This window comes from Streptomyces sp. NBC_01232, from assembly GCF_035989885.1.
Lineage (GTDB): Bacteria > Actinomycetota > Actinomycetes > Streptomycetales > Streptomycetaceae > Streptomyces.
In genome coordinates, this window is sequence record NZ_CP108518.1 from 2112501 (window position 1) to 2136875 (window position 24375).

Sequence of the window (24375 nt, forward strand, 5' to 3'; positions counted from 1 at the left end):
CGGGCGGGCCGAACATCGATGCGTTTCGGGCGGTGCGGCCGCGGTAGGCGTGCGAGCCCGGGTCGGACTCCCCCTCGTAGGCCTCGACCTCCGTGATGCGCAGTTCGAGGGGGCCGTCCGTGGTGCGGCGGACGAGGATGCGGCCGAGGAGGTCCGGTGCCACGGTGAGGACCGGGCGGTCGTAGAAGGACCTGGGCAGGGGCGTACGGTCAGGTCGCGCGCTCATCCGGTCGAGCGTAGTGGAACGTGTACTCCTGCAACCGGGGCCTGAGGTTCCGCGTTGATATGGGGTAGTAGCGGCGTAGTCGCCAGATCCTTCAAGGGGAGTTAGAGCATGGGCTTCAAGAAGCTGTTCGCGAGCCTGGGTGCCGGTGGTGCTTCGGTCGACACCGTCATCACCGAGCCGAACGTCGTTCCGGGCGGGATCGTCCAGGGCGAGGTCCGGATCCAGGGTGGATCCGTGGAGCAGCAGATCGAGGGGCTGTCCGTCGGGCTGCAGGCACGGGTCGAGGTCGAGGGCGGTGACCAGGAGTACAAGCAGGACATCGTCTTCACGAAGCAGCGTCTGGGCGGTGCCTTCAAGGTGCAGCCCGGCGCCCTTCACGTGGTGCCGTTCGGCCTGGAGATCCCCTGGGAGACGCCGATCACCCACTTCGGGGGTCAGCACCTGCACGGGATGAACATCGGGGTCAGCACCGAGCTGGAGATCGCGCGCGCCGTGGACGCCGGCGACCTCGACCCGATCAACGTGCACCCGGTGCCGGCGCAGCAGGCGATCCTGGATGCCTTCCGGCAGCTCGGCTTCACCTTCCGCAGTGCGGACATGGAGCGCGGCCACATCCGTGGGACGCGGCAGTCGCTGCCGTTCTACCAGGAGATCGAGTTCCTGCCGCCGTCGCAGTACCGCGGCCTGCACCAGGTCGAGCTCACCTTCATCTCGGACGGCCGGGAGATGGACGTCGTTCTGGAGATGGACAAGAAGCCGGGTCTGTTCACCGAGGGCAGTGACACCTACCGCTGCTTCCAGGTGGGTCTGCAGTCGTACCAGGACACTGACTGGGCGGCGTACCTGAACCAGTGGATCGCCTCTGTGGGTTCGCAGCGCAACTGGTTCTAGCCGGTCCTAGGCTCGGAGCCGTATCCGCGAGCGATCAGGAGGGTCAGCAGTGACCGAGCAGAACAGGCCGCCTCTTCCGCACGACTTCCACCCCGAGGTCCACGCCTTCACCGTGACCAGCACGGACCTCGCGCCCGGGGCCGATCTGGGCGAGGCGCAGGTGTACTCGGGTGGGAACGTCTCGCCGCAGTTGCGGTGGGAGGGTTTCCCGGAGGGGACGGAGAGCTTCGCCGTCACGTGCTTCGACCCGGACGCGCCGACGGGCAGCGGGTTCTGGCACTGGGTGCTCTTCGATCTGCCGGTCTCGCTGACCGAGCTGCCGGCCGGTGCGGGCAGCGGGAAGTTCGAAGGGCTGCCCGCCGGGGCCGTGCACGTGCGCAACGACTACGGGTCGCGCGACTTCGGCGGGGCGGCGCCTCCCGCCGGGGAGCGGCACCGTTACGTGTTCACGGTGTACGCGGTCGACCGGGCGAAGCTCGGTCCGGGTGCGGATGCCTCGCCGGCGGTCGTCGGGTTCAATCTGCGTTTTCACACGCTCGGGCGGGCCCAGTTGATCGGTGAGTACGAGGCGCCCGTCGGCTGATCGTTCTCCCGGTGTTTGCCCGGTCCTGGTCTAAAGAAGGCCAGGACCGGGCATTTTTATTGCGTTGTCCCGCGTGGCGCGCGCGGCCAGAGTGGTCGCGGGCCCTGCCGCCATGGTGGTCGCGGGCCTGCACACGGGAGGTGGGCGAGATGCGGGACACGCTGGTGCTGAATGCGAGCTTCGAGCCGCTGTCGACGGTGACCCTGAACCGGGCTGTGGTCCTGGTGCTCCAGGACAAGGCCGTCGTCGAACAGTCGCACCCCGAGCTGCGTGTGCGCGCGGCCACCATGGATCTTCCGATGCCCAGGGTGATCAGGCTCTGCAGGTACGTCCGGGTGCCCTTCCGAAGACATGCTCCCTGGTCGCGGAGGGGGGTGCTGGTCCGGGACCAGCACCGTTGCGCGTACTGCGGGAAGCGCGCGACGACCGTGGACCACGTACTGCCGCGGGCCCAGGGAGGTGGCGACACCTGGCTGAACACGGTGGCGTCCTGCGCCGAGGACAACCACCGCAAGGCGGCCCGGACTCCGGAGGAGGCGGGGATGCCGCTCCTCCGGAAGCCCTTCGTGCCGTCGCCGGCGGACGCGATGCTGCTGGCCCTGGGGGTGGCCGGGCGGGAGGCGCTCCCGGAGTGGCTGGAGCGCACCGCCTAGGCGGATTCCCCGCTTTCGGTGGAGACGCCTGCGCTGGGCGACGTAGTTCTGCTACGTCGCTCAGCTGACGAGCAGTTGGACGATGGCGAGGATGCCCACCGTCACGATGACCGCCCGCAGGACGGTCGGCGAGAGTCGTCGGCCGACCTTGGCGCCGATCTGGCCGCCGATGGTCGAGCCGACGGCGATGAGGACGACGGCCGTCCAGTCGAACTCGGCGACGAAGAGGAAGAGGACGGCGGCGATGCCGTTCACCAGAGCGGCGATGACGTTCTTGACGGCGTTGATGCGCTGCATGTCCTCGCGGAGCAGCAGGCCCATCAGGCCGAGGTAGAGCACGCCCTGAGCGGCGCCGAAGTAGCCGCCGTACGCGCTGGAGAGCAGCATGCCGCCGAGCAGGGCCGGTCCGCCGTCGGGGTGGCCGGTGTCGCCTCCGGCGGCTTCCTGGCGTCGGCGCAGGGCGGCGGCGAGCCGCGGCTGGAGGATGACGAGGACGAGGGCCAGTCCGATCAGGACCGGCACGATCGTGTCGAAGGAGTCGGACGGCAGGGTGAGGAGCAGGATCGCGCCCGCGAGTCCGCCGACGAGGGAGACGGAGCCGAGCCGCAGGATGCGGGAGCGCTGGCCCTGGAGCTCCTTGCGGTAGCCGATGGCTCCGCTGATGGAACCGGGCACGAGGCCGAGGGTGTTGGACACGTTGGCGGTGACCGGGGGCAGGCCCGTGGCCAGCAGCACCGGGAAGGTGATCAGGGTGCCGGAGCCGACGATGGTGTTGATCGTGCCCGCGCCGATGCCGGCGGCGAAGACAGCGAGTGATTCCCAGATGGACATGGACTGTGCCATCCCCTTTGCATGAGTGAGTCGCCTCCCCGCCATGAAGGTCGAGGGGCCTCACCGATCATGCAGGAAGGGGTGGCGGGTCAGTCGATGGGGGGCTGTTCGCGGCGCTCCGCGCCGTCCTTGTCCCGTGCGGCCGGGATGCCTGCGCCGTCCTTGCCGGAGTTCCCCGGGTTGAAGCCCGAGCCGCCGCCCATGGGACCGAAGTTGCCCATGGCGCCGGACAGGCCCTTGAGGGCGTCGCCGATCTCGCTCGGCACGATCCAGAGCTTGTTGGCGTCGCCCTCGGCGATCTTCGGGAGCATCTGGAGGTACTGGTAGGCGAGGAGCTTCTGGTCGGCGTCGCCGGCGTGGATGGACTCGAAGACCGTACGGATGGCCTGCGCTTCACCCTCGGCGCGCAGGGCGGCGGCCTTGGCGTCACCTTCGGCGCGCAGGATGGAGGACTGCTTCTCACCCTCGGCGCGCAGGATCTCGGACTGACGGACACCTTCGGCCTGGAGGATCGCGGCGCGCTTGTCACGGTCGGCGCGCATCTGCTTCTCCATCGAGTCCTGGATGGAGGTCGGCGGCTCGATGGCCTTGAGCTCGACGCGGTTGACGCGGATGCCCCACTTGCCGGTGGCCTCGTCGAGGACGCCGCGCAGGGCCGCGTTGATCTCCTCGCGGGAGGTGAGGGTCCGCTCCAGGTCCATGCCGCCGATGATGTTGCGGAGCGTGGTGACGGTGAGCTGCTCGATGGCCTGGATGTAGCTGGCCACTTCGTAGGTCGCGGCGCGCGCGTCGGTCACCTGGTAGTAGATGACGGTGTCGATGTTGACGACCAGGTTGTCCTGGGTGATGACGGGCTGCGGCGGGAACGGTACGACCTGTTCGCGGAGGTCGATCCGGTTGCGGATGGAGTCGATGAACGGGACGACGATGTTGAGGCCCGCGTTGAGGGTGCGGGTGTAGCGGCCGAACCGCTCGACGATGGCGGCGCTGGCCTGCGGGATCACCTGGATCGTCTTGACCAGTGCGATGAAGACCAGAACCACCAGAATGATCAGGACGATGATGATCGGTTGCATGCGGTTCCCCGTGCCCTTCCGGCTGTCTGTGCTGCCCCGTTGATCGGAGTCTCGCAGACCTTGGGGCCGCGAGCAGGCTGGTTGTCACATGACGACGGCGGTCGCCCCGTCGATCTCCACGACGTCGACGGACTGGCCGGGCTCGAAACTGGTGTCCGCGTCGAGGGTGCGCGCGGACCAGACTTCACCGGCGAGCTTGATGCGGCCGCCGCTGCCGTCGACCCGTTCCAGGACGACGGCGGTTCTTCCCCTCAACGCGTCGATGCCGCTGCGGTGTTGGGGGCGCTGGTCGCGGTGCCGGTTGGCGATCGGGCGTACGACGGCGATCAGCGCGACCGACACGATGACGAAGACCAGGACCTGCGCCACCACTCCCCCGCCGACGGCAGCCGTGACGGCGGCCGCGACCGCGCCCACGGCGAACATGCCGAACTCCGGCATGGCGGTCAGGACGAGGGGGATGCCCAGTCCGACCGCGCCGATGAGCCACCACACCCACGCGTCGATGTCCACGTGGTCATGGTAGGTCGGGTGGGCGCGGTCGGGACAGGGTGCGGGACCCTGTGAGCGACGGTCCGGCCGGGGGCCTAACCGAGCGGCAGGCCCTGGGCGGTCCAGCGGTCGCTCCCGTTGCGCTCGACGACCAGTGGGAGGCCGAAGCAGAGGGAGAGGTTGCGGGACGTCAGTTCGAGGTCGATCGGGCCCGCGGTGACGACCTTGCCCTGACGGATCATCAGGACGTGGGTGAAGCCGGGGGCGATCTCCTCGACGTGGTGCGTGACCATGACCATCGACGGGGCGAGCGGGTCGCGGGCGAGGCGGCCGAGGCGGCGTACGAGGTCCTCGCGGCCGCCGAGGTCGAGACCGGCGGCGGGCTCGTCGAGGAGCAGCAGCTCCGGGTCGGTCATCAGCGCGCGGGCGATCAGCGTGCGCTTGCGCTCGCCCTCGGAGAGGGTGCCGAACTTGCGGTCGAGGTACTCGGTCATGCCGAGGCGGTCGAGGAAGGCGCGGGCGCGCTGCTCGTCGACCTCCTCGTACTCCTCCTGCCAGGTGGCGGTCATGCCGTAGGCGGCGGTGAGGACGGTCTGCAGGACGGTCTGCCGCTTGGGCAGCTTGTCGGCCATCGCGATGCCGGCGACACCGATGCGGGGGCGCAGCTCGAAGACGTCCACCTTGCCGAGGGTGCTGCCGAGGATGGTGGCGGTGCCCTTGGTGGGGAAGAGGTAGCTGGAGGCGAGGTTCAGCAGTGTGGTCTTGCCGGCGCCGTTGGGGCCGAGGATCACCCAGCGCTCCCCCTCCTTCACCGACCAGGAGACCTGGTCCACCAGAGCCCGGCCCTCGCGGACCACGGATACGTCCACCAGCTCCAGAACATCGCTCATGAGCGTGTTGTCACCCCTTGCAGTCACGGTTCGGCTCTCTGTGCGCCGGTAGACGCAGCCCCAGGGGAAAACCTACGCCACTCGGAGAGGCCTCCGGGGCCGGGGCCCGGTGCCGGGGCCGATCCGTAAAGTAGGGGGATGCTTTTCGAACCACGTTCAGGGCGCTTGGCCGCCTGGGGGAACGCACTGCTGGCCGGTCTGGTCTCGCCCGACGAGGCCGTGTTGTCGATCGTGGGCGAGGACGCCGTGCACCGGGTGGAGGGGCTGCCGGATGAGTCGGGCCCGGTGGGGCTCACCCTGGCGCTCGGCCGCCTGCGGGCGCTGGGGGCGACGGGGCTGCGGGTGGCGCTGCCGGCGCCCGGGCATCCGCTGGGGCTGAGCGGGCCGCCGGAGTTCAATGCGCGGGCGCTGGAGGCCGAGGAGGCGGTCGTCGCGGTGGGCTCGGCGCTGGGTCTGGTGCCGGAGGTGTCCGAGGCCGGGCCGGCCGGGGACGTGCACGTGTCGGTGACCTGGCACGTGCTGCCGGTACGGGAGGCTCCGCCGGCGGACGTGCCCTCGCTGAGCGAGGCGGAGCGGGAGCTGGCGGAGGCGCTGCGCGAGGCGACCGAGGTGCTGACCCGGCTGGACGTGGCGGGGTCGGGGCCGGTGGCGGAGGCCGCGCTGTCGGCGTACCGGGCGCGGGCGGAGGCCGGCCGGGAAGCGCTGGCGCCGGGGTATCCGCCGCGGGCGGTGCGGGTGCTGGCGCTGGCGCAGCGGGTGGACCTGATGGTGTCGCTGGCGTACGAGAACGGGCACGGGGGTGCGGTGGCCGCCTCGGAGATGGCGGCGCGGGCGGAGGCGTTGCGGCCGGTCGAGCGGGTCGCCCGGCGGGCGCTCGTGGCGGCGTACAACTCGGCCGTCGAGGCGCGCGAGCGGGGCTGAGCGCGGGGCGCCGGGGGCGGGGGCGGGTTCGGGGTCGATGCGCGGGCGGCCGCGGGCTGCGCCCGGGCTTTCGGGGCTCCGCCCCGGACCCCGCGCCTCAAGCGCCGGCGGGGCCGAGTGCGTGCGCCGCGACGCCGGTCGGGCCGTCTCCCACCGGGACGGTGGCCGTCGCGGACGTGCTGGTGTCGATCACCGACAGGGTGTCCGACTCGAAGTTGCTGACGTGGACGGTGCAGCCGTCCGGGCCGACGGCGAGGCCGTTGGGGCCGTCGCCCACGGGGGCGGTGTCCGTGACGGTGCGGCTGCGGGTGCTGATCACCGACACGTCGTCCGACCCGAGGTTGGCGACGTAGACGCGGCGGCCGTCCGGCAGGACCCCGATGCCGGTGGGTTGGTCGCCGACCGGGATGCGGTCGGTCTCCGTGCCGTTCCGGGTGTCGACCACCGACACGTCGTCCGAGGTCAGGTTGGAGACGTAGAGGTGGCGGCCGTCCGGGGCGAGGGCCAGGGCGGTGGGTCCGCCGCCGACACGGAAGGCGCCGGTGACCGTGCCGGTGTCGGTGCGGACCACCGAGACGCTGTCGGCGCCGGCGTTGGCGACGTACAGGGTGCGGCCGTCCGGTGTCACCACCAGGCCCAGAGGTGCGTCGCCCACTGCGATGGTGTCCGTGACGGCGAGGGTGCGGGCGCTGATCACCGACACGGTGCCCGCGCCGACGTTCGCCACGTAGACGCTCCTGTGGTCCGGGGAGACGGTCACCCTGCTCGGTTCGCGCCCGACTCCGACGGTTTCGACGACCGCCCTGGTGCGGGTGTCGACCACGGAGACGGTGTCCGCCGCCGAGTCGGTGACGTAGAGGCGGGAGCCGTCGGGGCTGAGGGCCGCGCTGTCGGGTCCGTCCCCCACGGGGATGCTGTCCACGACGGTACCGGCGCGGGTGTCGACGACCGAGACCGTGTCGGAGTGGAGGTTCGCGACGTAGACGAGAGGACCGAGCCGCTCGGGCGGGGCGGCCGCCAGTCCCGTCAGGGCGATCGTCGCGCAGAGCACGGCGGTGGTCCGTCCTGCGATGTGCCGGTTCCTCGTCATGCGGGCCAAGCTAGGGCTGCCGGTGGCGCTGCGGGGTGAGGCTCGCGCCGGGGGTGCGCGACGGCCCCCGGATGCACCGACGCGGCCCCGCTTCCAGGGGAGAGGGGGAAGCGGGGCCGCAGGTCGGGGTGGGATCAGGCGTTCACGCCGGTGTTGCCGAAGGCGCCGTTCAGCAGACCGATCACGTTGACGGTGTTGCCGACCACGTTCACGGGGACGTGCACGGGGACCTGGACCTGGTTCCCGGAGGCCACGCCGGGCGAGTTCAGGGCCTCGCCCTCCGCCGACGCACCGCCGTGCGCCGAGGAGACACCGGCGCCGGCGGCGAGGAGGCCGCCCGCGATCATGGTGACGGCTGCGGCCTTCTTGAAGTTCTTCACGTTCTCGTCCTCCAGTGCGTCTGCCGCGACCAGCCGTCGCGGCACGCCATGGAGAACGGCCGGCCGGTGTTCGGGATACGCCATGTGGGCTACATACACCCGACCGTATGAATCTCAGTCCGGAGCGAGACGATCCGATTTACCTCTGATCACTCGGCGATTCCGTGCCTGACCGCCCACAACGCGGCCTGGGTCCGATCGGAGAGGTCCAGCTTCATCAGGATGTTCGAGACGTGGGTCTTGACCGTCTTCTCGGACAGGACCAGGGCGCGGGCGATCTCCCGATTGGAGCGGCCGTCGGCGATCAGGCCGAGGACCTCGCGTTCCCGGTCGGTCAGCGAGCCGGGCCGGCCCGCCGAAGAGCCCTGCTCGTCCTGGGAGAGCAGGGCGAGGGCCACCTCCGGCTGGAGGAGGACGTGGCCCGCGTGGACGGAGCGGATCGCCGCCGCCAGCGCGTCGGGGTCGATGTCCTTGTAGACGTATCCCGCCGCGCCGGCCCGCAGGGCGGGGACCACGGTCCGCTGCTCCGTGAAGCTGGTGACGATCAGCACCCGGGCCGGATTCGCCAGCTCGCGCAGCCTGCGCAGCGCCCCGATGCCGTCCGTGCCCGGCATCTTGATGTCCATGAGGATCACGTCCGGCCGAAGTTCCTCGGCGTGGGTGATGCCCTCCTCGCCGTCCGATGCCTCGCCGACCACCTCGATGTCCTCCTGGATCTCCAGGAAGGTGCGCAGGCCCCGCCGGACCACCTGGTGGTCGTCGACCAGCAGTACACGGATGCCGTTGCCGCTGCCGCGGCCGGTGCTGTCAGCCACCGGGGACCTCCATCTCGATCGTGGTGCCCCGTCCGGGCTCCGAGTGCACGGCGAGCCGGCCGCCGACGCCGCTCGCGCGGTCCCGCATGGAGACCAGACCCAGGTGGCGGCCCGCCCGGCGGACGGTCCGGGGGTCGAAGCCGCTGCCGGTGTCGAGGACCTTCAGGACGGCGCCCCCGGCGGGGGTCCGGGCGAGGGTGACCTCGACGCGTTCGGCGCCCGAGTGGCGCAGGGCGTTGTGGAGGGCCTCCTGGGCGACGCGGAGCAGGGCTTCCTCCTGGGTCGCGGGCAGGGCCCGTACGCCGTCACAGGTGAAGGTGACGTGCGCGGTGTGGGCGCGGTCCAGTACGTGGACGTGCGTGCGCAGGGTGGCGACCAGCCCGTCCTCGTCCAGGGCGGCCGGGCGCAGCTCGGTCACGGCGGCGCGCAGTTCGTCGGCGGCCTCCGCGGCCAGGGCGGCCACCTGCTGGAGCTCGTCCTTGGCCCGGTCCGGGTCGCGGTCGACGAGGGCGGCGGCGGCCTGGGCGGTGAGACGGAGCGAGAAGAGCTTCTGGCTGACGGCGTCGTGCAGTTCGTGGGCGAGCCGGGAGCGCTCCTCGGCGATGGTGAGCTCGCGGCTGCGCTCGTAGAGCCGGGCGTTGGTGAGGGCGATCGCCGCGTGCTGGGCGAGGAGGGAGAGGAGTTCCTGGTCCTCGTCCGTGAAGCCCTGCCCGCCGCCCGGGGCGTCGCTGCGCTTGTTCGCGAGGAAGAGGGCGGCGAGGGTCTCCTCGCCGTCGCGTACGGGCATGCCCAGGAAGTCGGCCATGTCCGGGTGGGCGGACGGCCAGCCCTCGAAGCGCGGGTCCTCGCGTACGTCGGCCAGTCGCTCGGGGCCCTCTTCGTGGAGCATCGCGGCGAGGATGCCGTGCTGGCGGGGCAGCGGGCCGATCCGGCGCCACTGCTCGGCGCTGACGCCGTCCACGACGAACTGGGCGAAGCCGCCGTGGTCGTCCGGGACGCCCAGGGCCGCGTACTCGGCGTTCAGGAGCTCTCGGGCGGACGCGACGATCGTGCGCAGGACGTCGCGGACCTCCAGGCGGCGGCTCATGGCGAGCAGTGCGGTGCTCACGGCGGCCAGGCCGCCGGTGGGCTCGCCGTGCGGGGGGCTACCGGTCATGGCCTCACCGTACCCGGGGCCGTGACCTGCGGGATCGGGCCTCGGACGTAGGTCCAACGGACGTGAGCGGGTGGGGCTCGTGGCCGACGCGGCAGGGGGTGGCCCGTTCCTAGGTTGGAGGCATCTGCTGATCGGAACGGAAGGCGAGGGTGCTGTCATGTCGGTGGCGATCGTGACGGGGGCGTCCAGGGGGCTCGGCCGGGCGCTGGCCGGGGAGCTGGCGGCGCGGGGCTGGGACCTGGTGCTGAGCGCACGGGGTGCGGCGGCGCTGGAGGAGACCGCGGCAGGGCTCGGGCGGCCCACCGGCGGGCGGGTGGTGGCGTTGGCCGGTGACGTGTCCTCGGCGGCGCACCGGGCGGCGCTGGTGGCCGCGGCGCGGGAGCTGGGCGGGCTGGACCTGCTGGTGAACAACGCGGGGGTGCTCGGGGCCGAGCCGTTGGTGCCGCTGGCGGAGCATGCGCTGGGCGGGCTGCGCGAAGCCTTCGAGGTCAATGTGGTGGGGCCGCTGGGGCTGGTCCAGGAGGGACTGCCGCTGTTGCGGGCCTCGCGGGCGGGCGTGGGCGCGGTGCTGAACATCAGCTCGGACGCGGCGGTGGTGCCGTACGCGACGTGGGGGGCGTACGGAGCGACGAAGGCGGCCGGGGATCTGGTGTCGGCCGTGCTGGCGGTGGAGGAGCCGGGGCTGCGGGTGTGGTGGGCGGACCCGGGGTCGATGCGGACGCGGATGATGGCGGCGGCCGAGCCCGGCGAGGACCTGACGGGGCTGCCGACGCCCCAGGAGGTGGCTCCGGCGCTGCTGCGGCTGGTGGAGCTCGGGCTGCCGAGCGGGCGGTACACGGCCGAGGAGCTGGCGGCGCGGACCACCCCCGGGGCGGCCTCGGAGCCGGGCGCCGAAGCAGGCACGGGGGCGGACGTGGAAGCGGACGTGGAAGCGGGTGCGGACCCGGGTGTTGAAGCGGGCGCCGGGACGGGTGTGGGGGCCGGGCGGTGAGCGGGCGCCGGGTCCTGCAGAAAACAGGACTGTATATAACGGACATACCCCCTCAATTGCTGGCCCGGGTTCCGGCCGAGCAGCGGGGCCCCGGGCTGGGGCGGGATGCCGTGCGGCTCCTGGTCTCCCGGGGCGGCGAACCGGTGTCCCTGCACCCCTTCCGGGAGCTGCCGGAGCTGATGCGGCCCGGGGACGTGCTGGTGGTGAACACCTCGACCACACTGGCGGCCGCCGTGGACGCCCGGCTGGGCGGCGAGGACCTGGTCGTGCACTTCTCCACCCGGGGCGACGGCGGCCGCTGGGCGGTGGAGCTGCGCACCCCGGCAGGCGGGGGCACGCCCCGGCCGCGCCCCGGGGGCCCGGCCGGGGCGGTGGTGGAGCTGCCGGACGGGGGCCGCCTGCTCCTGGAGGAGCCACTGGCGGCGGGAGCGGACCGGCTGTGGTGGGCACGGCCGCTCCCCGCGCCGTACGAGGTGCCGGCGCTGCTGCGCGCGTTCGGGCGGCCGATCCGGTACGCGTACACGGAGCGGGACCAGCCGCTCTCGGCCCACCAGACGGTGTTCGCGGTGCCGGCCGCCGACGGGTCGGGCTCGGCGGAGATGCCGAGCGCGGGCCGGCCCTTCACCGCAGAGCTGGTGGCGCGGCTGGTGAGCCGGGGGGTTCAGTTCGCCCCGCTGGTCCTGCACACGGGGGTGGCCTCGCAGGAGTCGCACGAGCCGCCGTACCCGGAACGGTACGAGGTCTCCCCCACGACGGCGGGGCTGGTGAACGCGGCCCGGGCCACCGGCGGGAGGGTGATCGCGGTGGGGACCACGGCGGTACGGGCCCTGGAGTCGGCCGCGGACGAAGCCGGGCGGGTGCGCCCGGCCGCCGGGTGGACCGATCTGGTGGTGACCCCCGAGCGCGGGGTACGCGTGGTGGACGGGCTGCTGACCGGGCTGCACGAGCCCGGCGCGTCCCATCTGCAGATGCTGGAGGCGGTCGCTGGGCGGGACGCCGTACGGCTCGGGTATGCCGAGGCACTGGCCCGTCTCTGCCTCTGGCACGAGTTCGGGGACGTCCATCTGCTACTCAAGGATGAGATCCGTAACCAACCGCATTGCTGAAGCAACGCACGGTGAGACCGCAACATGCCCGATGTGACCCCGCACATAGGACCCACATCACTTACGAAGCCGCCTAGTGGACGGATAAAGACCCTGTCAGCGCTGTCCCACCTAGCGCCGGGGCCCGAAATGGGGCCTCGGCGCCGGTGCGTGATCCACTAAGCGGGATCGTACGTCACACCTTTGCCACAGGATTTTGCCGCCGCTAAGAATTGCTCCCGTCGCACAGCACCGCGGATCCCCGGATCCACAAAGCGCCTTCCTGCGACTCCCGCTATTCGAAGAGGTTGCCCCGCCATGTCTGCTTCCCGCACCCCTGGTCACAGTCGTCTGACGAAGGCACACAAGCTGTCCATCGCCGGTGTCGCCACGCTGAGCGCCGCCGCCGTCGCCTTCTCCCTCGTCCCGGCCGACGCCGGTGAGGTCGAGACGGTCGCCGTCGCCCCCGTCGCCTGGACCCAGGCCGTGGGTGGCGCGCAGACGAAGACGCTGCAGGGCCACCTCTCCGCACAGCAGGTCATCGCCGACGCCAACGCGAAGGCCGCGGCCAAGATCAAGGCCGACGCCGCCGCCGCCGACGCCAAGGCCAAGGCCGAGGCCGCCGCGAAGAAGGCCCGCGAGCAGAAGGCTGCCGCCAGCCGTTCCGCCGCCCGCACCCCGGTCTTCGCGAACAACCTCGACGGCTGGATCAAGGAAGCCCTCTTCATCATGAAGAAGGAGGGCATTCCGGGCACCTACGCCGGAATCCACAAGAACATCATGCGTGAGTCCAGCGGTAACCCGATGGCGATCAACAACTGGGACATCAACGCCCAGAACGGCATCCCCAGCAAGGGTCTGCTCCAGGTCATCCTTCCGACCTTCAAGGCGTACCACGTCAAGGGCACCAAGTTCGACCAGTACGACCCGGTCGCCAACATCGTCGCCGCCTGCAACTACGCGGCCGACCGCTACGGCTCCATGGACAACGTCAACAGCGCCTACTAGGCCCTGGCGTAGCCAGACCCCATGCGCCTCAGGGCGGCACCCGGACTTCCGGATGCCGCCCTGAGGCGTTTGCCGTGCACGCGTGCGGTCGTTCCGCCCGCCCGCCCGGGTCCTGCTACTTGCCCGCGCGCATGACCTCGGGCTCGTGGCGGCGCAGCAGGCGCTGGACCGCGAAGCCGCAGGCGATGCCGAGGAGCAGCAGGATGGTGATGTTCAGGCTCCACTGCCCGACGGTGGCGTCCCAGAGCGGGTCGGTGTTGGTCGGGTTGTCGGCGTCCCACGGCGGCATCAGCGCGCCGAGGTTCAAGGTGGTGCCCGCGGCGGCGATGGCCCAGCGGGACGGCATCAGCCAGGCGAACTGCTCCAGGCCCGGGGAGTCGTACACCTGGAAGAGGATGCCGGTGAAGACGACCTGGACGATCGCGAACATGACCAGCAGCGGCATGGTCTTCTCGGCGGTCTTCACCAGCGAGGAGATCACCAGGCCGAACATCATCGAGGTGAAGCCGAGCGCGATCACCGACAGGCAGATCTCCACCGCGGGCGGCATGAGCAGGCCCTCGGCGGGCAGGTCGCGCGGGTAGAAGCCGATCCCGCAGATGATCACGCCCTGGATGGCCGTGATGACGCCGAGGACGATCACCTTCGACATGAGGTAGGCCGAGCGCGACAGGCCGGTGGCCCGCTCGCGTTCGTAGATGACCCGTTCCTTGATCAGCTCACGGACCGAGTTGGCGGCGCCTGAGAAGCACATGCCGACCGCGAGGATCAGCATGATCGTGCCCGCGTCGCCGTTGAAGCGGGACGGGGCCACGGGCGGGGCGAGCCCGAACTTCGCGGGGATGACCGTGGAGACCACGCCGAGGACTGCGGGCAGGATCAGCATCAGGCCGATGAAGCCCTTGTCGGAGGCGATCACCGAGACGTAGCGGCGGATCAGCGTCCACAGCTGCGAGCCCCAGCCCTGCGGCTTCGGCGGGCGCATCTGCTGGGCGGGCGGCATCGCGACCGACTGCGGGGCGACGGCGTCGATGTCGGCGGCGTACAGCTGGTAGTGCTGCGAACCCTTCCAGCGGCCGGCCCAGTCGTAGTCGCGGTAGTTCTCGAAGGCCGAGAACACGTCCGCCCACGTGGTGTAGCCGAAGAAGTTCAGCGCCTCGTCCGGCGGGCCGAAGTAGGCGACCGAACCGCCCGGGGCCATGACCAGCAGCTTGTCGCAGATGGCCAGCTCGGCGACCGAGTGGGTCACGACGAGGACGGTGCGGCCGTCGTCGGCGAGGCCGCGCAGCAGCTGCATGACGTCGCGGTCCATGCCCGGGTCGAGGCCCGAGGTGGGCTCGTCCAGGAAGATCAGCGAGGGCTTGGTGAGCAGCTCCAGGGCCACGGACACGCGCTTGCGCTGACCACCCGAGAGCGAGGTGATCTTCTTGTCCTTGTGGATGTCGAGCTTGAGCTCGCGCAGCACCTCGTCGACACGGGCGGCGCGCTCGGACTCGGCGGTGTCGCCCGGGAAGCGGAGCTTGGCCGCGTACTTCAGGGCCGTGCTGACCTTCAGCTCCTTGTGCAGGATGTCGTCCTGCGGGACCAGGCCGATGCGCTGGCGGAGCTCCGCGAACTGCTTGTACAGGTTGCGGTTGTCGTAGAGGACGTCGCCCTGGTCGGCGGGCCGGTAGCCGGTCAGCGCCTTGAGCAGGGTGGACTTGCCGGAGCCCGACGGTCCGATGACGCCGATCAGCGACTTCTCCGGCACGCCGAAGGTGACGTCCTTGAGGATCTGCTTGCCGCCGTCGACCGTGACCGTGAGGTGGCGGGCCGAGAAGGAGACCTCGCCGGTGTCGACGAACTCCTCGAGGCGGTCGCCGACGATCCGGAACGTCGAGTGGCCGACGCCGACGATGTCGTTCGGGCCGAGCAGCGCGGTGCCGGACTTCGCCAGCGGCTGGCCGTTGACGTAGGTGCCGTTGTGGCTGCCGAGGTCGTGGATCTCGAAGCGGCCGCCGGGCATCGAGCGGAACTCGGCGTGGTGGCGGGAGACCTGGAGGTCGGAGACCACCAGCTCGTTCTCCAGCGCACGGCCGATCCGCATGACGTGGCCCAGCGAGAGCTGGTGGAACGTCGTCGGGCTGCGGTCGCCGTAGGCCGGGGCTCCGCCCTGCGCCGGACGGGCCGCGCCACCGCCCTGCTGGTGCGGGAGGTGGGCCTGCGGCTGCTGCGGCTGCGCGTACTGCTGCTGCTGTTCCCAGGCCTGCTGCTGGGGCTGCTGCTGTTGCGGGGCCTGGTAGGCCGGGGCCTGCGGCTGGGCGTACGCCTGCGCCGGGGCCTGCTGGGCCACGGCGGGCTGCGGCGCGGCGGCGGCGCTCAGGTTCAGCCTCGGTCCGTCCGTCGCGTTGCCCAGGTGGACCGGCGTGCCGGGCACGAGCTCGGTCTGCTGGACCCTGGCCCCGTGCACGTAGGTGCCGTTGGTGCTGCCGTGGTCCTCGATGCCCCAACCCCGGCCGTTCCAGGTGATGGTGGCATGCCGCCACGACACCCGGGCATCGTCGATCACCACGTCTCCCTGGGGGTCGCGCCCCAGCGAGTACGACCTGGACGGATCGAGCGTCCAGGTCCTTCCATTCAATTCCAGTACGAGTTCCGGCACTCCAGCCCCACTTAAGTCCCCCGAGAATCCCCCATGACGTCAGGGAGTCTAGGGATGGCGAACATCCGGGGGAACTATTTCAGGCCCACCGCCGTATGTGGAATCCGGGCCTTGCCGGGGCGTCTACGTCTGCCCGTTGACGGGGTCGAAAGTCACCCGGAGAGTGAGATACGGGACTTCTCGCCCGGTGGTCCCGTCGCGTACCGCTCGGTAGGCATCGGGGGTTCACCGTATGCGCCGCATCCGTTGGGGAGACGTGCTGCTGTCCGCCGTCGCCGCCGTGGGCTGGGCCCTGATCGTGATGGCCGGGGTGGCCGGACTCGGCCTGCACCTGCTGGGCGCCGACGCGGCGGGAGGCTCGCTCGCGGCGATGACGGCCGCCGCCGTGGCCCTCGCGGTCGGCGGAACCGTGACCCCCTCGGGTGACGTCTCGGTCCTCGGAGTCACGGGGGCGAGCGCCGAAGCCTCCCTGGACGTGATGCCCTTGGGAGTGTCGCTGGCCGGGGCGCTGGTCCTGGCGTTCCTGTTCCTGCGTTCGCTGCGGGCCGGGGCGGGCCACGGCGAGACCGCGGCCAGGGTGGCGGCTCTCGCGGCGCTGTTCGTCGCGACGGCGGGCGCTCTGGCGTGGGCCGGGCACGACATGGTCACCCTCGACGGGACGACGCCGCTGCCGAGGACCCCGGCGAAGGTCGAGATCCCGGGGATCGGGGACATCGGCGGGCTGCTCCCCGACCGCGTCGGGGACCTGATCGGGACCCGGACCCGGGTCGGGTTCGCGGTGCAGACCGGGCCGACCCTGCTGGGTGCGGGGGTGTGGGTGCTCGCCGTACTGGCTCTCGCGCTGCTGGTCTCGCGGCACGGGCCGGCGGCGACGGCCCGGCTGCGTCCGGCCGTCTCGGCCGCGGTGACGGTGCTGCTGGTCTCGGTGGCGGCCGCGTGGGCCGCGGCGGTGTGGGCGGCGCTGGGCGACGAGCATCCCCGGCGGGTGCTGGGCGGGGCGCTGCTGGGGGCGCCGAACGGAAGCGGGCTGGGGGTGCTGCTGGGGCTGTTCGTGCCGCTGCGCGGCGGGGTCACGGGGGCGCCGGCCGGGCTGCTGCCCGATCCGCTGGACGATCTGCTGGCCGGCTCCGCGCGGGAGCAGGTGACGATGGCGGGGCTCGCCGCGTACGACGAGCGGGTCTGGCTGCTGGTCGTGGGGGCGGCCCTGCTGCTGCTCGCCGCGGGGGTGCTGGCCGCCGTACGGACGCCCGTGCGCGGGATCCCCGGGTGTGCGGCGCGGCTGTCTGCGGTCACCGCGGTGACGCTGGCGTTGCTGGTGTGGCTGACGGGGGTCTCGGCCGGGGGAGCCTCTCCGGCGGTGCCGGGTTTGGGCCCGGTGGACGTGGGGGTGGAGCTGCGGGGGGACGTGTCGTACGCGCTGGTGCTGGGCGCGCTCTGGGGTGCGCTGGCCGGTGGGGCGGGCGCGCTGCTGACCCGTCGGCGGCGGGCGGCGGATCCGGCTGCCGGGGACGGCGGAGCGGGCCGGCGGGGGTGGCCGCAGGTCCCGGCCCCGGATGCGCCCACGGCCCCGTACGCGAGCGCCCCGGCCGGCCGGGGCGGGCAGGGGCCGCCGCCCGGGTGGGCGAACCCGTACCTGGATCCGGACGTCTCCTGGGACGTGACGGTCACCGGGATGCCGCCGCGCCCGCCGAGGCCCGCGCGGCCCGCGCACCGGCCGCCCTTCACCCCGCCCCCGCCGCCGGGCGCCCCGCCGCCTCCCCCGAGGCCCCCCGGACCGCCGGGGCCGCCGAAGCCGCCCGGGCAGAGGTGACCCGTCGGCCCGCCCGGCCGGGCGACCGGTACGTTCAGGAAGTGGGACGGGGGTCCTGTCATGTGGGCCGGGAAGATACGGTGAGGGCACCATGAGCGCATCGCAGACCTCCGACGTCCCCACACTCCTCGTCAAGATCTTCGGCAAGGACCGTCCCGGGATCACCGCCGGGCTGTTCGACACCCTCGCCGCCTACTCCGTCGACGTCGTCGACATCGAGCAGGTCGTCACCCGTGGCCGCATCGTCCTGTGCGCCCTCGTCACCAAGCCCGCCAACGGCGCCGAGGGCGACCTGCGGGCCACCGTCCACAGCTGGGCCGAGTCCCTCAAGATGCAGGCCGAGATCCTCTCCGGTACCGGTGACAACCGGCCGCGCGGCGTCGGCCGCTCGCACGTCACCGTGCTCGGACACCCGCTCACCGCCGAGTCCACGGCCGCCATCGCGGCCCGGATCACCGCGACCGGCGGCAATATCGACCGTATCTTCCGCCTCGCCAAGTACCCGGTGACGGCGGTGGAGTTCGCCGTCTCCGGCGTCGAGACCGAGCCGCTGCGCACCGCGCTGGCCACCGCGTCCGCGCACATCGGTGTGGATGTGGCCGTGGTTTCGGCCGGGTTGCACCGCCGGGCCCAGCGCCTGGTCGTCATGGACGTGGACTCGACCCTCATCCAGGACGAGGTCATCGAGCTGTTCGCCGCGCACGCCGGGTGCGAGGCCGAGGTCGCCGAGGTCACCGAACGGGCCATGCGCGGCGAGCTGGACTTCGAGCAGTCGCTGCACGCCCGGGTGGCGCTGCTCGCGGGCCTGGACGCGTCCGTCGTGGACAAGGTCCGTGCCGAGGTGCAGCTCACCCCGGGCGCGCGGACCCTGATCCGCACGCTCAAGCGGCTCGGCTACCAGGTGGGCGTGGTCTCCGGCGGCTTCACCCAGGTGACGGACGATCTGCGGGAGCGGCTGGGGCTGGACTTCGCCTCGGCCAACACCCTGGAGATCGTCGACGGGAAGCTGACGGGCAAGGTCACCGGCGAGATCGTGGACCGGGCGGGCAAGGCCCGGCTGCTGCGCCGCTTCGCCGCGGAGGCCGACGTACCGCTGTCCCAGACGGTGGCCATCGGTGACGGCGCCAATGACCTGGACATGCTGAACGCGGCCGGGCTGGGCGTGGCGTTCAACGCCAAGCCGGTGGTCCGCGAGGCCGCGCACACCGCGGTGAACGTGCCCTTCCTCGACGCGGTGCTGTACCTGCTCGGGATCACCCGTGAGGAGATCGAGGCCGCCGACCTGGCCTGACCCCCGCACCCGCACGAGCGGGCCCCGGCAGCCGCATCGGCTGCCGGGGCCCGCTGGTGTCGTGGGGCCGGCGGTGTCGCAGGCCCACCGGTCTCGCGGGGCGTCCGGTCAGAGGCCCTTGGGGGTCCAGTAGTCGAGCAGTGTGCCCACACCGTGCTCCACGGACTTCCACGATCCGGTGAAGGAGACCACGGCGAGGGCCGCGGTCGGGAACCCCGTACGGGTCATCCGCGCGAGGGTGTCGCCCTCCGAGCGCCCGGAGAGGGCGTCGGCGAGGGCGTGCATACCGGGGTTGTGCCCGATGACGAGGAGGTCCGCGACCTCGTCGGAGGTCTCGTTGAGCAGGGCGATGAGCTCGCCCAGCGAGGCGTCGTAGAGCCTCTCCTCGTAGTGCGTCTTCGGCCGGTGCGGCATCTCCTGGACGGCGAGCTTCCAGGTTTCGCGGGTGCGGGCGGCGGTGGAGCACAGGGCCAGGTCGAAGACGATGCCGGTTTCGGCGAGCTTCAGACCGACGGCCGGCGCGTCCTTGCGGCCTCGTTCCGCGAGCGGGCGATCGTGGTCGGACACCTCGGGCCAGTCGGCCTTGGCGTGCCGGAGGAGGGCGATCCTGCGGGGTGTGTCGGCGCTCATGACTCCCAGCTTCGCATGAAACGAGCCATGGGGCGCAGGGTGTTGGGGGGGCTCACCCTCCCGGTCGAGGGGCGCGCGGGAGGTCAGCCGACGGCGCGCAGGAGCTGCTCGGCGACCTGGACGAGGCCCGGGACCTCGCCGGTGGCGGCGTGGGCCTCGCCGGATCCGGCGAGGAGCAGCAGCAGGAGCCCGAAGGCGAGGGCGGGCAGGGCCAGCGCCCACCAGTGCAGCCGGGTGCTGGCGCGGGTGGCCGCGCGGGCGCGGGGGCGGGACGGGCCCGACGGGAGGGGCCTGGTGTGCGTGGGGGCCGACATGGCCGCCTCCGTGGGTGTGGACCGGACTGACTCGCTGCCTACGAATCTATGGATCCGGGCCGGCGGTTCCCATCCGGGGCGCACCCCACTTCACCCTGAGCCTTACCCCCTAGGGGGTGGTGGGGTTAGCCCCACCCTCCCGGGGGAGCGGGTTCACGGGGAGGCGATCGTGGCGATGACGGAGATGATCACGGTCACGGCGAGGATCGCGCCGAGCACGAGGCCGAGCTTCTTACGGCCGTCCTGCGGGTTCGGTTCAAGTACGGGCGACATGCAGGTCAGTCTCGCATGCCGCATTCGTCCTCGATCGTGCGGTCCCGTCCGGCGAGGACGCCGAGCGCGATCTGCGGGACGAGCAGGCCGGCCATCAGGGCGAGCGGCAGGTCCCAGCCTCCGCTGTGCTGGTAGAGGGCGCCGATGACGAGCGGGCCGGGGATGGAGATGAGGTAGCCGGTGCTCTGGGCGAAGGCGGAGAGCTTGACCACGCCGGCCGGGGACTTGGCGCGCAGCCCGATGAGGGTGATGACGAGGGGGAAGGCGCAGTTGGAGATGCCGAGCAGGAGCGCCCAGGCCCAGGCTCCGGCGGCGGGGGCGAAGGAGAGCCCGAGGTAGCCGGTGAGGCCGAAGAGGCCGAGGGTGACGGCGATGGCGCCCTGGTTCTTCATCCGGGCGGCCAGGCCCGGGATGACGAAGGCGAGCGGGACGCCCATGACCATGGTGACGGCGAGCAGCACGCCGGCGGTGGAGGCGGAGACCCCGGCGTCGCGGAAGATCTGCGGGAGCCAGCCCATGGTGATGTAGGCGCCGGTGGCCTGGAGGCCGAAGTAGCAGGCCAGGGCCCATGCGGTGCGGCTGCGGACGACCCGCGGGCCGGTGTCGGCGCCGGACCGTGCGCCGGACGCGGCCGCGGCGGTCTCGGCGGCTCGGTCGGCGCGCCGGGAGGCGCGGGCGACGGGCAGCCAGGGCAGTACGGCGACCAGGGCGAGCACGGCCCAGACCAGCAGGCCGGTGCGCCAGCTGCCGCCGAGGGCGCCGGTCAGCGGGACGGTCGCGGCGGCGGCGAGCGAGGTGCCGGCGGCCAGGGACATGGAGTACAGGCCGGTCATGGTGCCGACGCGGTCCGGGAAGTAGCGCTTGACGATCACCGGGAGCAGCACGTTGGTGAGGGCTATGCCGGCCAGCGAGAGGGCGCTGGCGGCGAGGAAGCCGGTGGCGCCGGTCGCGAAGGGGCGGATCAGCAGGCCGGTGGCGACGGCGGCCATGCCGGCGCAGACGACCGCGGCCGGGCCGAAGCGGCGGGAGAGGCGGGGCGCGGTGACGCCGAAGACGGCGAAGCAGAGTGCCGGGACGGAGGTGATCAGTCCGGCGACCGTGCCGCTCATGCCGAGACCCGTGCGGGTCTCCTCGAAGAGGGCGCCGAGGCTGGTGATGGCGGGCCGCAGGTTGAGGGCGGCCAGCACGATTCCGACGATGAGCACCGGACCGAGCCAGGTCGGGGCGCCCTGAGCGGCAGCAGGAAGGTGCTGGTCAGGGGCGGTGCGCACGACCGCCGGGCGGTTCATGGTCTGGATTTCTTCGTCGGCCATTCAACCATCATAGAATCATGGGATGATTGGTTGTCCAGTCGCTCTCGAGAGGAACCCATGCCGCTGACCTCGCCCCGGCGCTCCGCGCTCGTCGATCAGGTGATCGCCCAGCTGCGGAACCAGATCACCTCCGGCGAGTGGCCGGTCGGCGCCCGCATCCCGACCGAGCCCGAGCTCGTCGAGCTGCTCGGCGTCGCCCGCAACACGGTGCGCGAGGCCGTGCGGGCGCTGGCGCACAACGGCCTCCTGGACATCCGGCAGGGCTCGGGTACGTACGTCATCGCCACCAGCGAGCTGGCCGGTGTCATGCACCGCCGCTTCGCCGGGGCCCAGCCGCGGCACATCGCCGAACTGCGGTCGACGCTGGAGTCCTCGGCGGCCCGGCTGGCGGCGGAGCGGCGCACCGAGCGGGACCTCGTACAGCTGGACGCCCTGCTGGCGCGCCGGGAGGAGGCCTGGGCGGGCGGGGACGCGGAGGTCTTCGTGGCGGCGGACGTGAGCCTGCACATGGCGGTGGTGACGGCCTCGCACAACGACGTACTGATCGAGCTGTACGCGGACCTCGGCGACCTGGTGGCCGACTGGCTGCGGGCGGACGTCGGCACCGAACTGCACCCTTCCGCGCACCTGGACCACGCGCGGCTGATCGAGGCGATCCGGCGGGGGGACGGGGACGCGGCGGCCTCGGAGGCGGCGGGCTACCCCTTCGCCTGTCTCGGCGGGAACCCGCAGGAGGACCGGGGCCCGCTCACGGGCGCCGGTGGCTGACCCAGGCCGAGCGGACCTCTTTCCAGCAGCGGCCGACGAGCTCGACCCGGCCGGCCGGCCCGACGGTCACGGCGACGCCGTCGCCGTCCACGTCCCACCAGCGGTCGCACTCGACGTGCAGCCGCACCTGGTCGGTCTCCGGGTAGGCGTTGTGGCAGTACGCCGTGACCTGCGAGCCCTGGATCGCGGTGTCGCAGTCGGCGCCGAAGAGTTCACCGCCGGCGAGCGGCGCGGGCTGGGCGGGAGGCTCGGCGGGAAGGTCGGCGAGCTCCACGACGGCCGGGGCCACCGCCTCGGGGCCGGGCACGCTCTCCTCCTCCACGGGCTGCGCGGCCGCTCCGGGGACCAGGAGTCCGGTCACGATCACGGAGGTGACCAGCACGGATACGACTCGGCTCGGTCTCGCGCGCACTCCTACCTCCTCCCCGCAGGAGCCGAGAAGATCCCGGCATCGTCAGTTTGCAGGCATCTGTCCCGGTTTTCGACTCGGGAAGATCCGGTCGGCCGGTGAACATGCGATCGAGCGGGCCCCGCGGAACGCGGAACGGCGACGGCCGCGCCTCCCGGAGGGGAAGCGCGGCCGCCGCCGTACGGACACGGGAGAGCCGATCGGGGATCAGGCACCCATCGCGTGCAGGCCGCCGTCCACGTGGACGATCTCGCCGGTGGTCTTCGGGAACCAGTCGGACAGCAGGGCCACGACGCCCTTGCCCGTCGGCTCCGGGTCGCTCATGTCCCACTGCAGCATGGAGCGGCTGTTCCAGACCTCGGCCAGCTCGCCGAAGCCCGGGATGGACTTCGCGGCCATCGAGCCGATCGGACCGGCCGAGACCAGGTTGCAGCGGATGTTGTCCTTGCCCAGGTCACGGGCGAGGTAGCGGCTGGTGGCCTCCAGGGCCGCCTTGGCCGGGCCCATCCAGTCGTACTGCGGCCAGGCGAACTGCGCGTCGAAGGTGAGGCCGACGATGGCCGCGCCCTCTTCCGGGAACAGCGGCTTGCAGGCCATGGCCAGCGACTTCAGCGAGAACGCCGAGACGTGCATGGCGGTGGCCACCGACTCGAACGGGGTGTTCAGGAAGTTGCCGCCGAGGGCGTCCTGCGGTGCGAAGCCGATCGAGTGCACGACGCCGTCGAGGCCGCCGAGCTCGTCACGGACGAGGCCCTCCAGGCGGGCGAGGTGCTCGTCGTTGGTGACGTCGAGCTCGATCACCTTGACCGGCTTGGGCAGCTTCTTGGCGATGCGCTCGGTCAGGCTCGGGCGGGGCCACGCGGTGAGGATGACCTCGGCGCCCTGCTCCTGGGCCAGCCTGGCGGTGTGGAAGGCGATGGACGACTCCATCAGCACCCCGGTGATGAGGATGCGCTTGCCGTCGAGAATTCCGCTCATGGTGATCAGTGACCCATGCCCAATCCGCCGTCAACGGGAATGACGGCTCCTGTGATGTACGCGGCGTCGTCGGACGCCAGGAAGCTGACGGCTGCCGCGATCTCCTCGGGCTGCGCGTAGCGGGCGAGCGGCACCTGAGCCACGATGCCCGCGCGCTGCTCGTCCGTGAGCACCTTCGTCATGTCGGTGTCCACGAAGCCGGGGGCGACGACGTTGAAAGTGATGTTGCGGGAGCCCAGCTCGCGGGCGAGGGAACGGGCGAAGCCGACCAGCGCGGCCTTGGAGGCGGCGTAGTTGGCCTGGCCCGCCGAGCCCATGAGCCCGACGACCGAGGAGATCAGGACGACGCGGCCCTTCTTGGCACGGAGCATGCCGCGGTTCGCGCGCTTGACCACCCGGAACGTGCCGGTGAGGTTCGTGTCGAGGACCGAGGTGAAGTCCTCCTCGGACATGCGCATCAGCAGCGTGTCCTTGGTGATGCCGGCGTTGGCCACGAGGACCTCGACCGCGCCGTGCTTCTCCTCGATCTCCTTGTAGGCCTGCTCCACCTGCTCGGAGTCGGTGATGTCGCACCGCACCGCCAGAACACCGAGCGAGGTGAGCGCCTCCGGCGGCTCACCCGACCGGAACGTGATCGCGACCTTGTCGCCGGCCTCCGCGAAGGCTCGGGCGATGGCGAGGCCGATGCCCCGGTTTCCTCCGGTGACGAGAACCGAGCGGCTCAACGGATCACCCTTTCGCTAGCGGTCTTGAATACCAAAAACCTATAGGTCGCAGCCGTCCTACGGAGAATCGACCCCCGACAGGGCCTTGCGACGGGCTCTGTCGAGTCCCTACAGAAAGATGTAGGCACAAGGGCT

Annotated in this window: 26 protein-coding genes and 1 pseudogene (1 of these 27 cut by a window edge); 10 read left to right on the plus strand and 17 right to left on the minus strand. The window is 71.8% G+C overall.

The annotated features are described in order from the left end of the window. Nucleotides 1-226: the beginning of a DNA-3-methyladenine glycosylase gene (locus OG444_RS09930; RefSeq protein ID WP_327261809.1), read on the minus strand. It extends 416 nt beyond the left edge of the window; only the first 226 of its 642 coding nucleotides appear in the window; it begins with the start codon at nucleotides 224-226; the stop codon falls past the left edge of the window. 108 nt (nucleotides 227-334) lie between these two features. Between OG444_RS09930 and OG444_RS09935 the strand changes: the two genes are divergently transcribed. The 3 genes from OG444_RS09935 (at nucleotide 335) to OG444_RS09945 (ending at nucleotide 2353) form a co-directional block, all read left to right on the plus strand. Then, complete coding sequence (locus OG444_RS09935; protein ID WP_327261810.1) at nucleotides 335-1117, plus strand: sporulation protein; 783 nt, start codon at nucleotides 335-337, stop codon at nucleotides 1115-1117. Nucleotides 1118-1166: 49 nt separating this feature from the next. Then, complete coding sequence (locus OG444_RS09940; RefSeq protein WP_327261811.1) at nucleotides 1167-1700, plus strand: YbhB/YbcL family Raf kinase inhibitor-like protein; 534 nt, start codon at nucleotides 1167-1169, stop codon at nucleotides 1698-1700. 149 nt (nucleotides 1701-1849) lie between these two features. Further along, entirely contained in the window at nucleotides 1850-2353 is a 504-nt protein-coding gene (locus OG444_RS09945) for an HNH endonuclease (RefSeq protein WP_327261812.1), read from the plus strand. A 60-nt stretch (nucleotides 2354-2413) separates the two neighbouring features. On the opposite strand, the gene OG444_RS09950 is transcribed toward OG444_RS09945, so the two are convergent. From OG444_RS09950 to OG444_RS09965, 4 genes are all read right to left on the minus strand, one after another. Continuing rightward, entirely contained in the window at nucleotides 2414-3184 is a 771-nt protein-coding gene (locus OG444_RS09950; RefSeq protein WP_327261813.1) for a sulfite exporter TauE/SafE family protein, read from the minus strand. Between the two features lie 89 nt (nucleotides 3185-3273). Next, nucleotides 3274-4260 (minus strand): SPFH domain-containing protein, encoded by a 987-nt coding sequence (locus tag OG444_RS09955; RefSeq protein WP_327261814.1) that lies wholly within the window; start codon nucleotides 4258-4260, stop codon nucleotides 3274-3276. A gap of 84 nt (nucleotides 4261-4344) precedes the next feature. Continuing rightward, complete coding sequence (locus OG444_RS09960; protein WP_327261815.1) at nucleotides 4345-4773, minus strand: NfeD family protein; 429 nt, start codon at nucleotides 4771-4773, stop codon at nucleotides 4345-4347. 74 nt (nucleotides 4774-4847) lie between these two features. Continuing rightward, nucleotides 4848-5642, minus strand: a complete 795-nt coding sequence (locus OG444_RS09965) for an ABC transporter ATP-binding protein (RefSeq protein WP_327261816.1) — start codon at nucleotides 5640-5642, stop codon at nucleotides 4848-4850. A 138-nt stretch (nucleotides 5643-5780) separates the two neighbouring features. Between OG444_RS09965 and OG444_RS09970 the strand changes: the two genes are divergently transcribed. Continuing rightward, nucleotides 5781-6563, plus strand: a complete 783-nt coding sequence (locus OG444_RS09970) for a hypothetical protein (protein ID WP_327261817.1) — start codon at nucleotides 5781-5783, stop codon at nucleotides 6561-6563. Nucleotides 6564-6660: 97 nt separating this feature from the next. On the opposite strand, the gene OG444_RS09975 is transcribed toward OG444_RS09970, so the two are convergent. The 4 genes from OG444_RS09975 to OG444_RS09990 all read right to left on the minus strand — a co-directional run bounded on the left by OG444_RS09975 (nucleotide 6661) and on the right by OG444_RS09990 (nucleotide 10004). After that, a complete protein-coding gene (locus OG444_RS09975) occupies nucleotides 6661-7653 on the minus strand; it encodes a YVTN family beta-propeller repeat protein (protein ID WP_327261818.1) in 993 nt (330 codons plus the stop codon). Nucleotides 7654-7787: 134 nt separating this feature from the next. Next, the gene (locus OG444_RS09980; protein WP_030012639.1) at nucleotides 7788-8033 is read right to left on the minus strand and encodes a chaplin; all 246 of its coding nucleotides are present in this window, start codon (nucleotides 8031-8033) and stop codon (nucleotides 7788-7790) included. A 149-nt stretch (nucleotides 8034-8182) separates the two neighbouring features. Then, nucleotides 8183-8848 carry a response regulator transcription factor gene (locus OG444_RS09985; RefSeq protein WP_327261819.1) on the minus strand — a complete coding sequence of 222 codons (666 nt, stop codon included), beginning with the start codon at nucleotides 8846-8848 and terminating at the stop codon, nucleotides 8183-8185. Then, nucleotides 8841-10004 (minus strand): GAF domain-containing sensor histidine kinase, encoded by a 1164-nt coding sequence (locus OG444_RS09990; RefSeq protein ID WP_327261820.1) that lies wholly within the window; start codon nucleotides 10002-10004, stop codon nucleotides 8841-8843. Before OG444_RS09990 ends, OG444_RS09985 begins: the two co-directional genes overlap by 8 nt. 157 nt (nucleotides 10005-10161) lie before the next feature. Between OG444_RS09990 and OG444_RS09995 the strand changes: the two are divergent. The 3 genes and pseudogenes from OG444_RS09995 to OG444_RS10005 form a co-directional block, all read left to right on the plus strand. Next, nucleotides 10162-10854, plus strand: a pseudogene (locus tag OG444_RS09995) (SDR family NAD(P)-dependent oxidoreductase); the annotation flags it as partial. Between the two features lie 137 nt (nucleotides 10855-10991). After that, nucleotides 10992-12101 (plus strand): S-adenosylmethionine:tRNA ribosyltransferase-isomerase, encoded by a 1110-nt coding sequence (locus tag OG444_RS10000; RefSeq protein WP_442810481.1) that lies wholly within the window; start codon nucleotides 10992-10994, stop codon nucleotides 12099-12101. Between the two features lie 297 nt (nucleotides 12102-12398). Then, nucleotides 12399-13088, plus strand: coding sequence for a transglycosylase SLT domain-containing protein (locus tag OG444_RS10005; RefSeq protein WP_327261821.1), 690 nt, complete (start codon nucleotides 12399-12401; stop codon nucleotides 13086-13088). Between the two features lie 115 nt (nucleotides 13089-13203). Here the strand turns inward: OG444_RS10005 and OG444_RS10010 are convergent, their stop codons facing one another. Continuing rightward, nucleotides 13204-15729, minus strand: coding sequence for an FHA domain-containing protein (locus OG444_RS10010; RefSeq protein ID WP_442810482.1), 2526 nt, complete (start codon nucleotides 15727-15729; stop codon nucleotides 13204-13206). Nucleotides 15730-15961: 232 nt separating this feature from the next. On the opposite strand from OG444_RS10010, the gene OG444_RS10015 reads away from it, so the two are divergent. Together OG444_RS10015 and serB are read left to right on the plus strand one after the other, a co-directional pair. Next, nucleotides 15962-17539: a streptophobe family protein gene (locus OG444_RS10015; RefSeq protein WP_327261822.1), complete on the plus strand. Its 1578-nt coding sequence runs from the start codon at nucleotides 15962-15964 to the stop codon at nucleotides 17537-17539. A 91-nt stretch (nucleotides 17540-17630) separates the two neighbouring features. Beyond that, complete coding sequence (gene serB / locus OG444_RS10020) at nucleotides 17631-18830, plus strand: phosphoserine phosphatase SerB (protein WP_327261823.1); 1200 nt, start codon at nucleotides 17631-17633, stop codon at nucleotides 18828-18830. A gap of 108 nt (nucleotides 18831-18938) precedes the next feature. On the opposite strand, the gene OG444_RS10025 is transcribed toward serB, so the two are convergent. The 4 genes from OG444_RS10025 to OG444_RS10040 form a co-directional block, all read right to left on the minus strand. Then, complete coding sequence (locus OG444_RS10025) at nucleotides 18939-19460, minus strand: SixA phosphatase family protein (RefSeq protein WP_327261824.1); 522 nt, start codon at nucleotides 19458-19460, stop codon at nucleotides 18939-18941. 83 nt (nucleotides 19461-19543) lie between these two features. Then, nucleotides 19544-19774: a hypothetical protein gene (locus tag OG444_RS10030; protein ID WP_327261825.1), complete on the minus strand. Its 231-nt coding sequence runs from the start codon at nucleotides 19772-19774 to the stop codon at nucleotides 19544-19546. 153 nt (nucleotides 19775-19927) lie between these two features. Further along, nucleotides 19928-20047 carry an SGM_5486 family transporter-associated protein gene (locus OG444_RS10035; protein WP_327261826.1) on the minus strand — a complete coding sequence of 40 codons (120 nt, stop codon included), beginning with the start codon at nucleotides 20045-20047 and terminating at the stop codon, nucleotides 19928-19930. A 5-nt stretch (nucleotides 20048-20052) separates the two neighbouring features. Next, complete coding sequence (locus OG444_RS10040) at nucleotides 20053-21360, minus strand: CynX/NimT family MFS transporter (RefSeq protein ID WP_327261827.1); 1308 nt, start codon at nucleotides 21358-21360, stop codon at nucleotides 20053-20055. Between the two features lie 57 nt (nucleotides 21361-21417). On the opposite strand from OG444_RS10040, the gene OG444_RS10045 reads away from it, so the two are divergent. Then, nucleotides 21418-22128 (plus strand): FadR/GntR family transcriptional regulator, encoded by a 711-nt coding sequence (locus OG444_RS10045; protein WP_327261828.1) that lies wholly within the window; start codon nucleotides 21418-21420, stop codon nucleotides 22126-22128. Here the strand turns inward: OG444_RS10045 and OG444_RS10050 are convergent. The 3 genes from OG444_RS10050 to fabG all read right to left on the minus strand — a co-directional run bounded on the left by OG444_RS10050 (nucleotide 22109) and on the right by fabG (nucleotide 24240). After that, the gene (locus tag OG444_RS10050; protein ID WP_405792622.1) at nucleotides 22109-22417 is read right to left on the minus strand and encodes a hypothetical protein; all 309 of its coding nucleotides are present in this window, start codon (nucleotides 22415-22417) and stop codon (nucleotides 22109-22111) included. The genes OG444_RS10045 and OG444_RS10050 overlap by 20 nt on opposite strands. A 327-nt stretch (nucleotides 22418-22744) precedes the next feature. Next, entirely contained in the window at nucleotides 22745-23515 is a 771-nt protein-coding gene (gene fabI, locus OG444_RS10055) for an enoyl-ACP reductase FabI (protein WP_327261830.1), read from the minus strand. Between the two features lie 5 nt (nucleotides 23516-23520). Further along, a complete protein-coding gene (gene fabG / locus OG444_RS10060; protein WP_327261831.1) occupies nucleotides 23521-24240 on the minus strand; it encodes a 3-oxoacyl-[acyl-carrier-protein] reductase in 720 nt (239 codons plus the stop codon). Between the last annotated feature and the right edge of the window lie 135 nt (nucleotides 24241-24375).

What these genes read in the sequence shown, in the direction of transcription:
- OG444_RS09935 (WP_327261810.1), top strand. Translation starts at nt 335, where the DNA reads ATGGGCTTCAAGAAGCTGTTCGCGAGCCTGGGTGCCGGTGGTGCTTCG.
- OG444_RS09945 (WP_327261812.1), top strand. Translation starts at nt 1,850, where the DNA reads ATGCGGGACACGCTGGTGCTGAATGCGAGCTTCGAGCCGCTGTCGACG.
- OG444_RS09950 (WP_327261813.1), bottom strand. Translation starts at nt 3,184, where the DNA reads ATGTCCATCTGGGAATCACTCGCTGTCTTCGCCGCCGGCATCGGCGCG.
- OG444_RS09955 (WP_327261814.1), bottom strand. Translation starts at nt 4,260, where the DNA reads ATGCAACCGATCATCATCGTCCTGATCATTCTGGTGGTTCTGGTCTTC.
- OG444_RS09965 (WP_327261816.1), bottom strand. Translation starts at nt 5,642, where the DNA reads ATGAGCGATGTTCTGGAGCTGGTGGACGTATCCGTGGTCCGCGAGGGC.
- OG444_RS09970 (WP_327261817.1), top strand. Translation starts at nt 5,781, where the DNA reads ATGCTTTTCGAACCACGTTCAGGGCGCTTGGCCGCCTGGGGGAACGCA.
- OG444_RS09975 (WP_327261818.1), bottom strand. Translation starts at nt 7,653, where the DNA reads ATGACGAGGAACCGGCACATCGCAGGACGGACCACCGCCGTGCTCTGC.
- OG444_RS09990 (WP_327261820.1), bottom strand. Translation starts at nt 10,004, where the DNA reads ATGACCGGTAGCCCCCCGCACGGCGAGCCCACCGGCGGCCTGGCCGCC.
- OG444_RS10005 (WP_327261821.1), top strand. Translation starts at nt 12,399, where the DNA reads ATGTCTGCTTCCCGCACCCCTGGTCACAGTCGTCTGACGAAGGCACAC.
- OG444_RS10015 (WP_327261822.1), top strand. Translation starts at nt 15,962, where the DNA reads ATGCGCCGCATCCGTTGGGGAGACGTGCTGCTGTCCGCCGTCGCCGCC.
- serB (WP_327261823.1), top strand. Translation starts at nt 17,631, where the DNA reads ATGAGCGCATCGCAGACCTCCGACGTCCCCACACTCCTCGTCAAGATC.
- OG444_RS10025 (WP_327261824.1), bottom strand. Translation starts at nt 19,460, where the DNA reads ATGAGCGCCGACACACCCCGCAGGATCGCCCTCCTCCGGCACGCCAAG.
- OG444_RS10030 (WP_327261825.1), bottom strand. Translation starts at nt 19,774, where the DNA reads ATGTCGGCCCCCACGCACACCAGGCCCCTCCCGTCGGGCCCGTCCCGC.
- OG444_RS10035 (WP_327261826.1), bottom strand. Translation starts at nt 20,047, where the DNA reads ATGTCGCCCGTACTTGAACCGAACCCGCAGGACGGCCGTAAGAAGCTC.
- OG444_RS10040 (WP_327261827.1), bottom strand. Translation starts at nt 21,360, where the DNA reads ATGGCCGACGAAGAAATCCAGACCATGAACCGCCCGGCGGTCGTGCGC.
- OG444_RS10045 (WP_327261828.1), top strand. Translation starts at nt 21,418, where the DNA reads ATGCCGCTGACCTCGCCCCGGCGCTCCGCGCTCGTCGATCAGGTGATC.
- fabI (WP_327261830.1), bottom strand. Translation starts at nt 23,515, where the DNA reads ATGAGCGGAATTCTCGACGGCAAGCGCATCCTCATCACCGGGGTGCTG.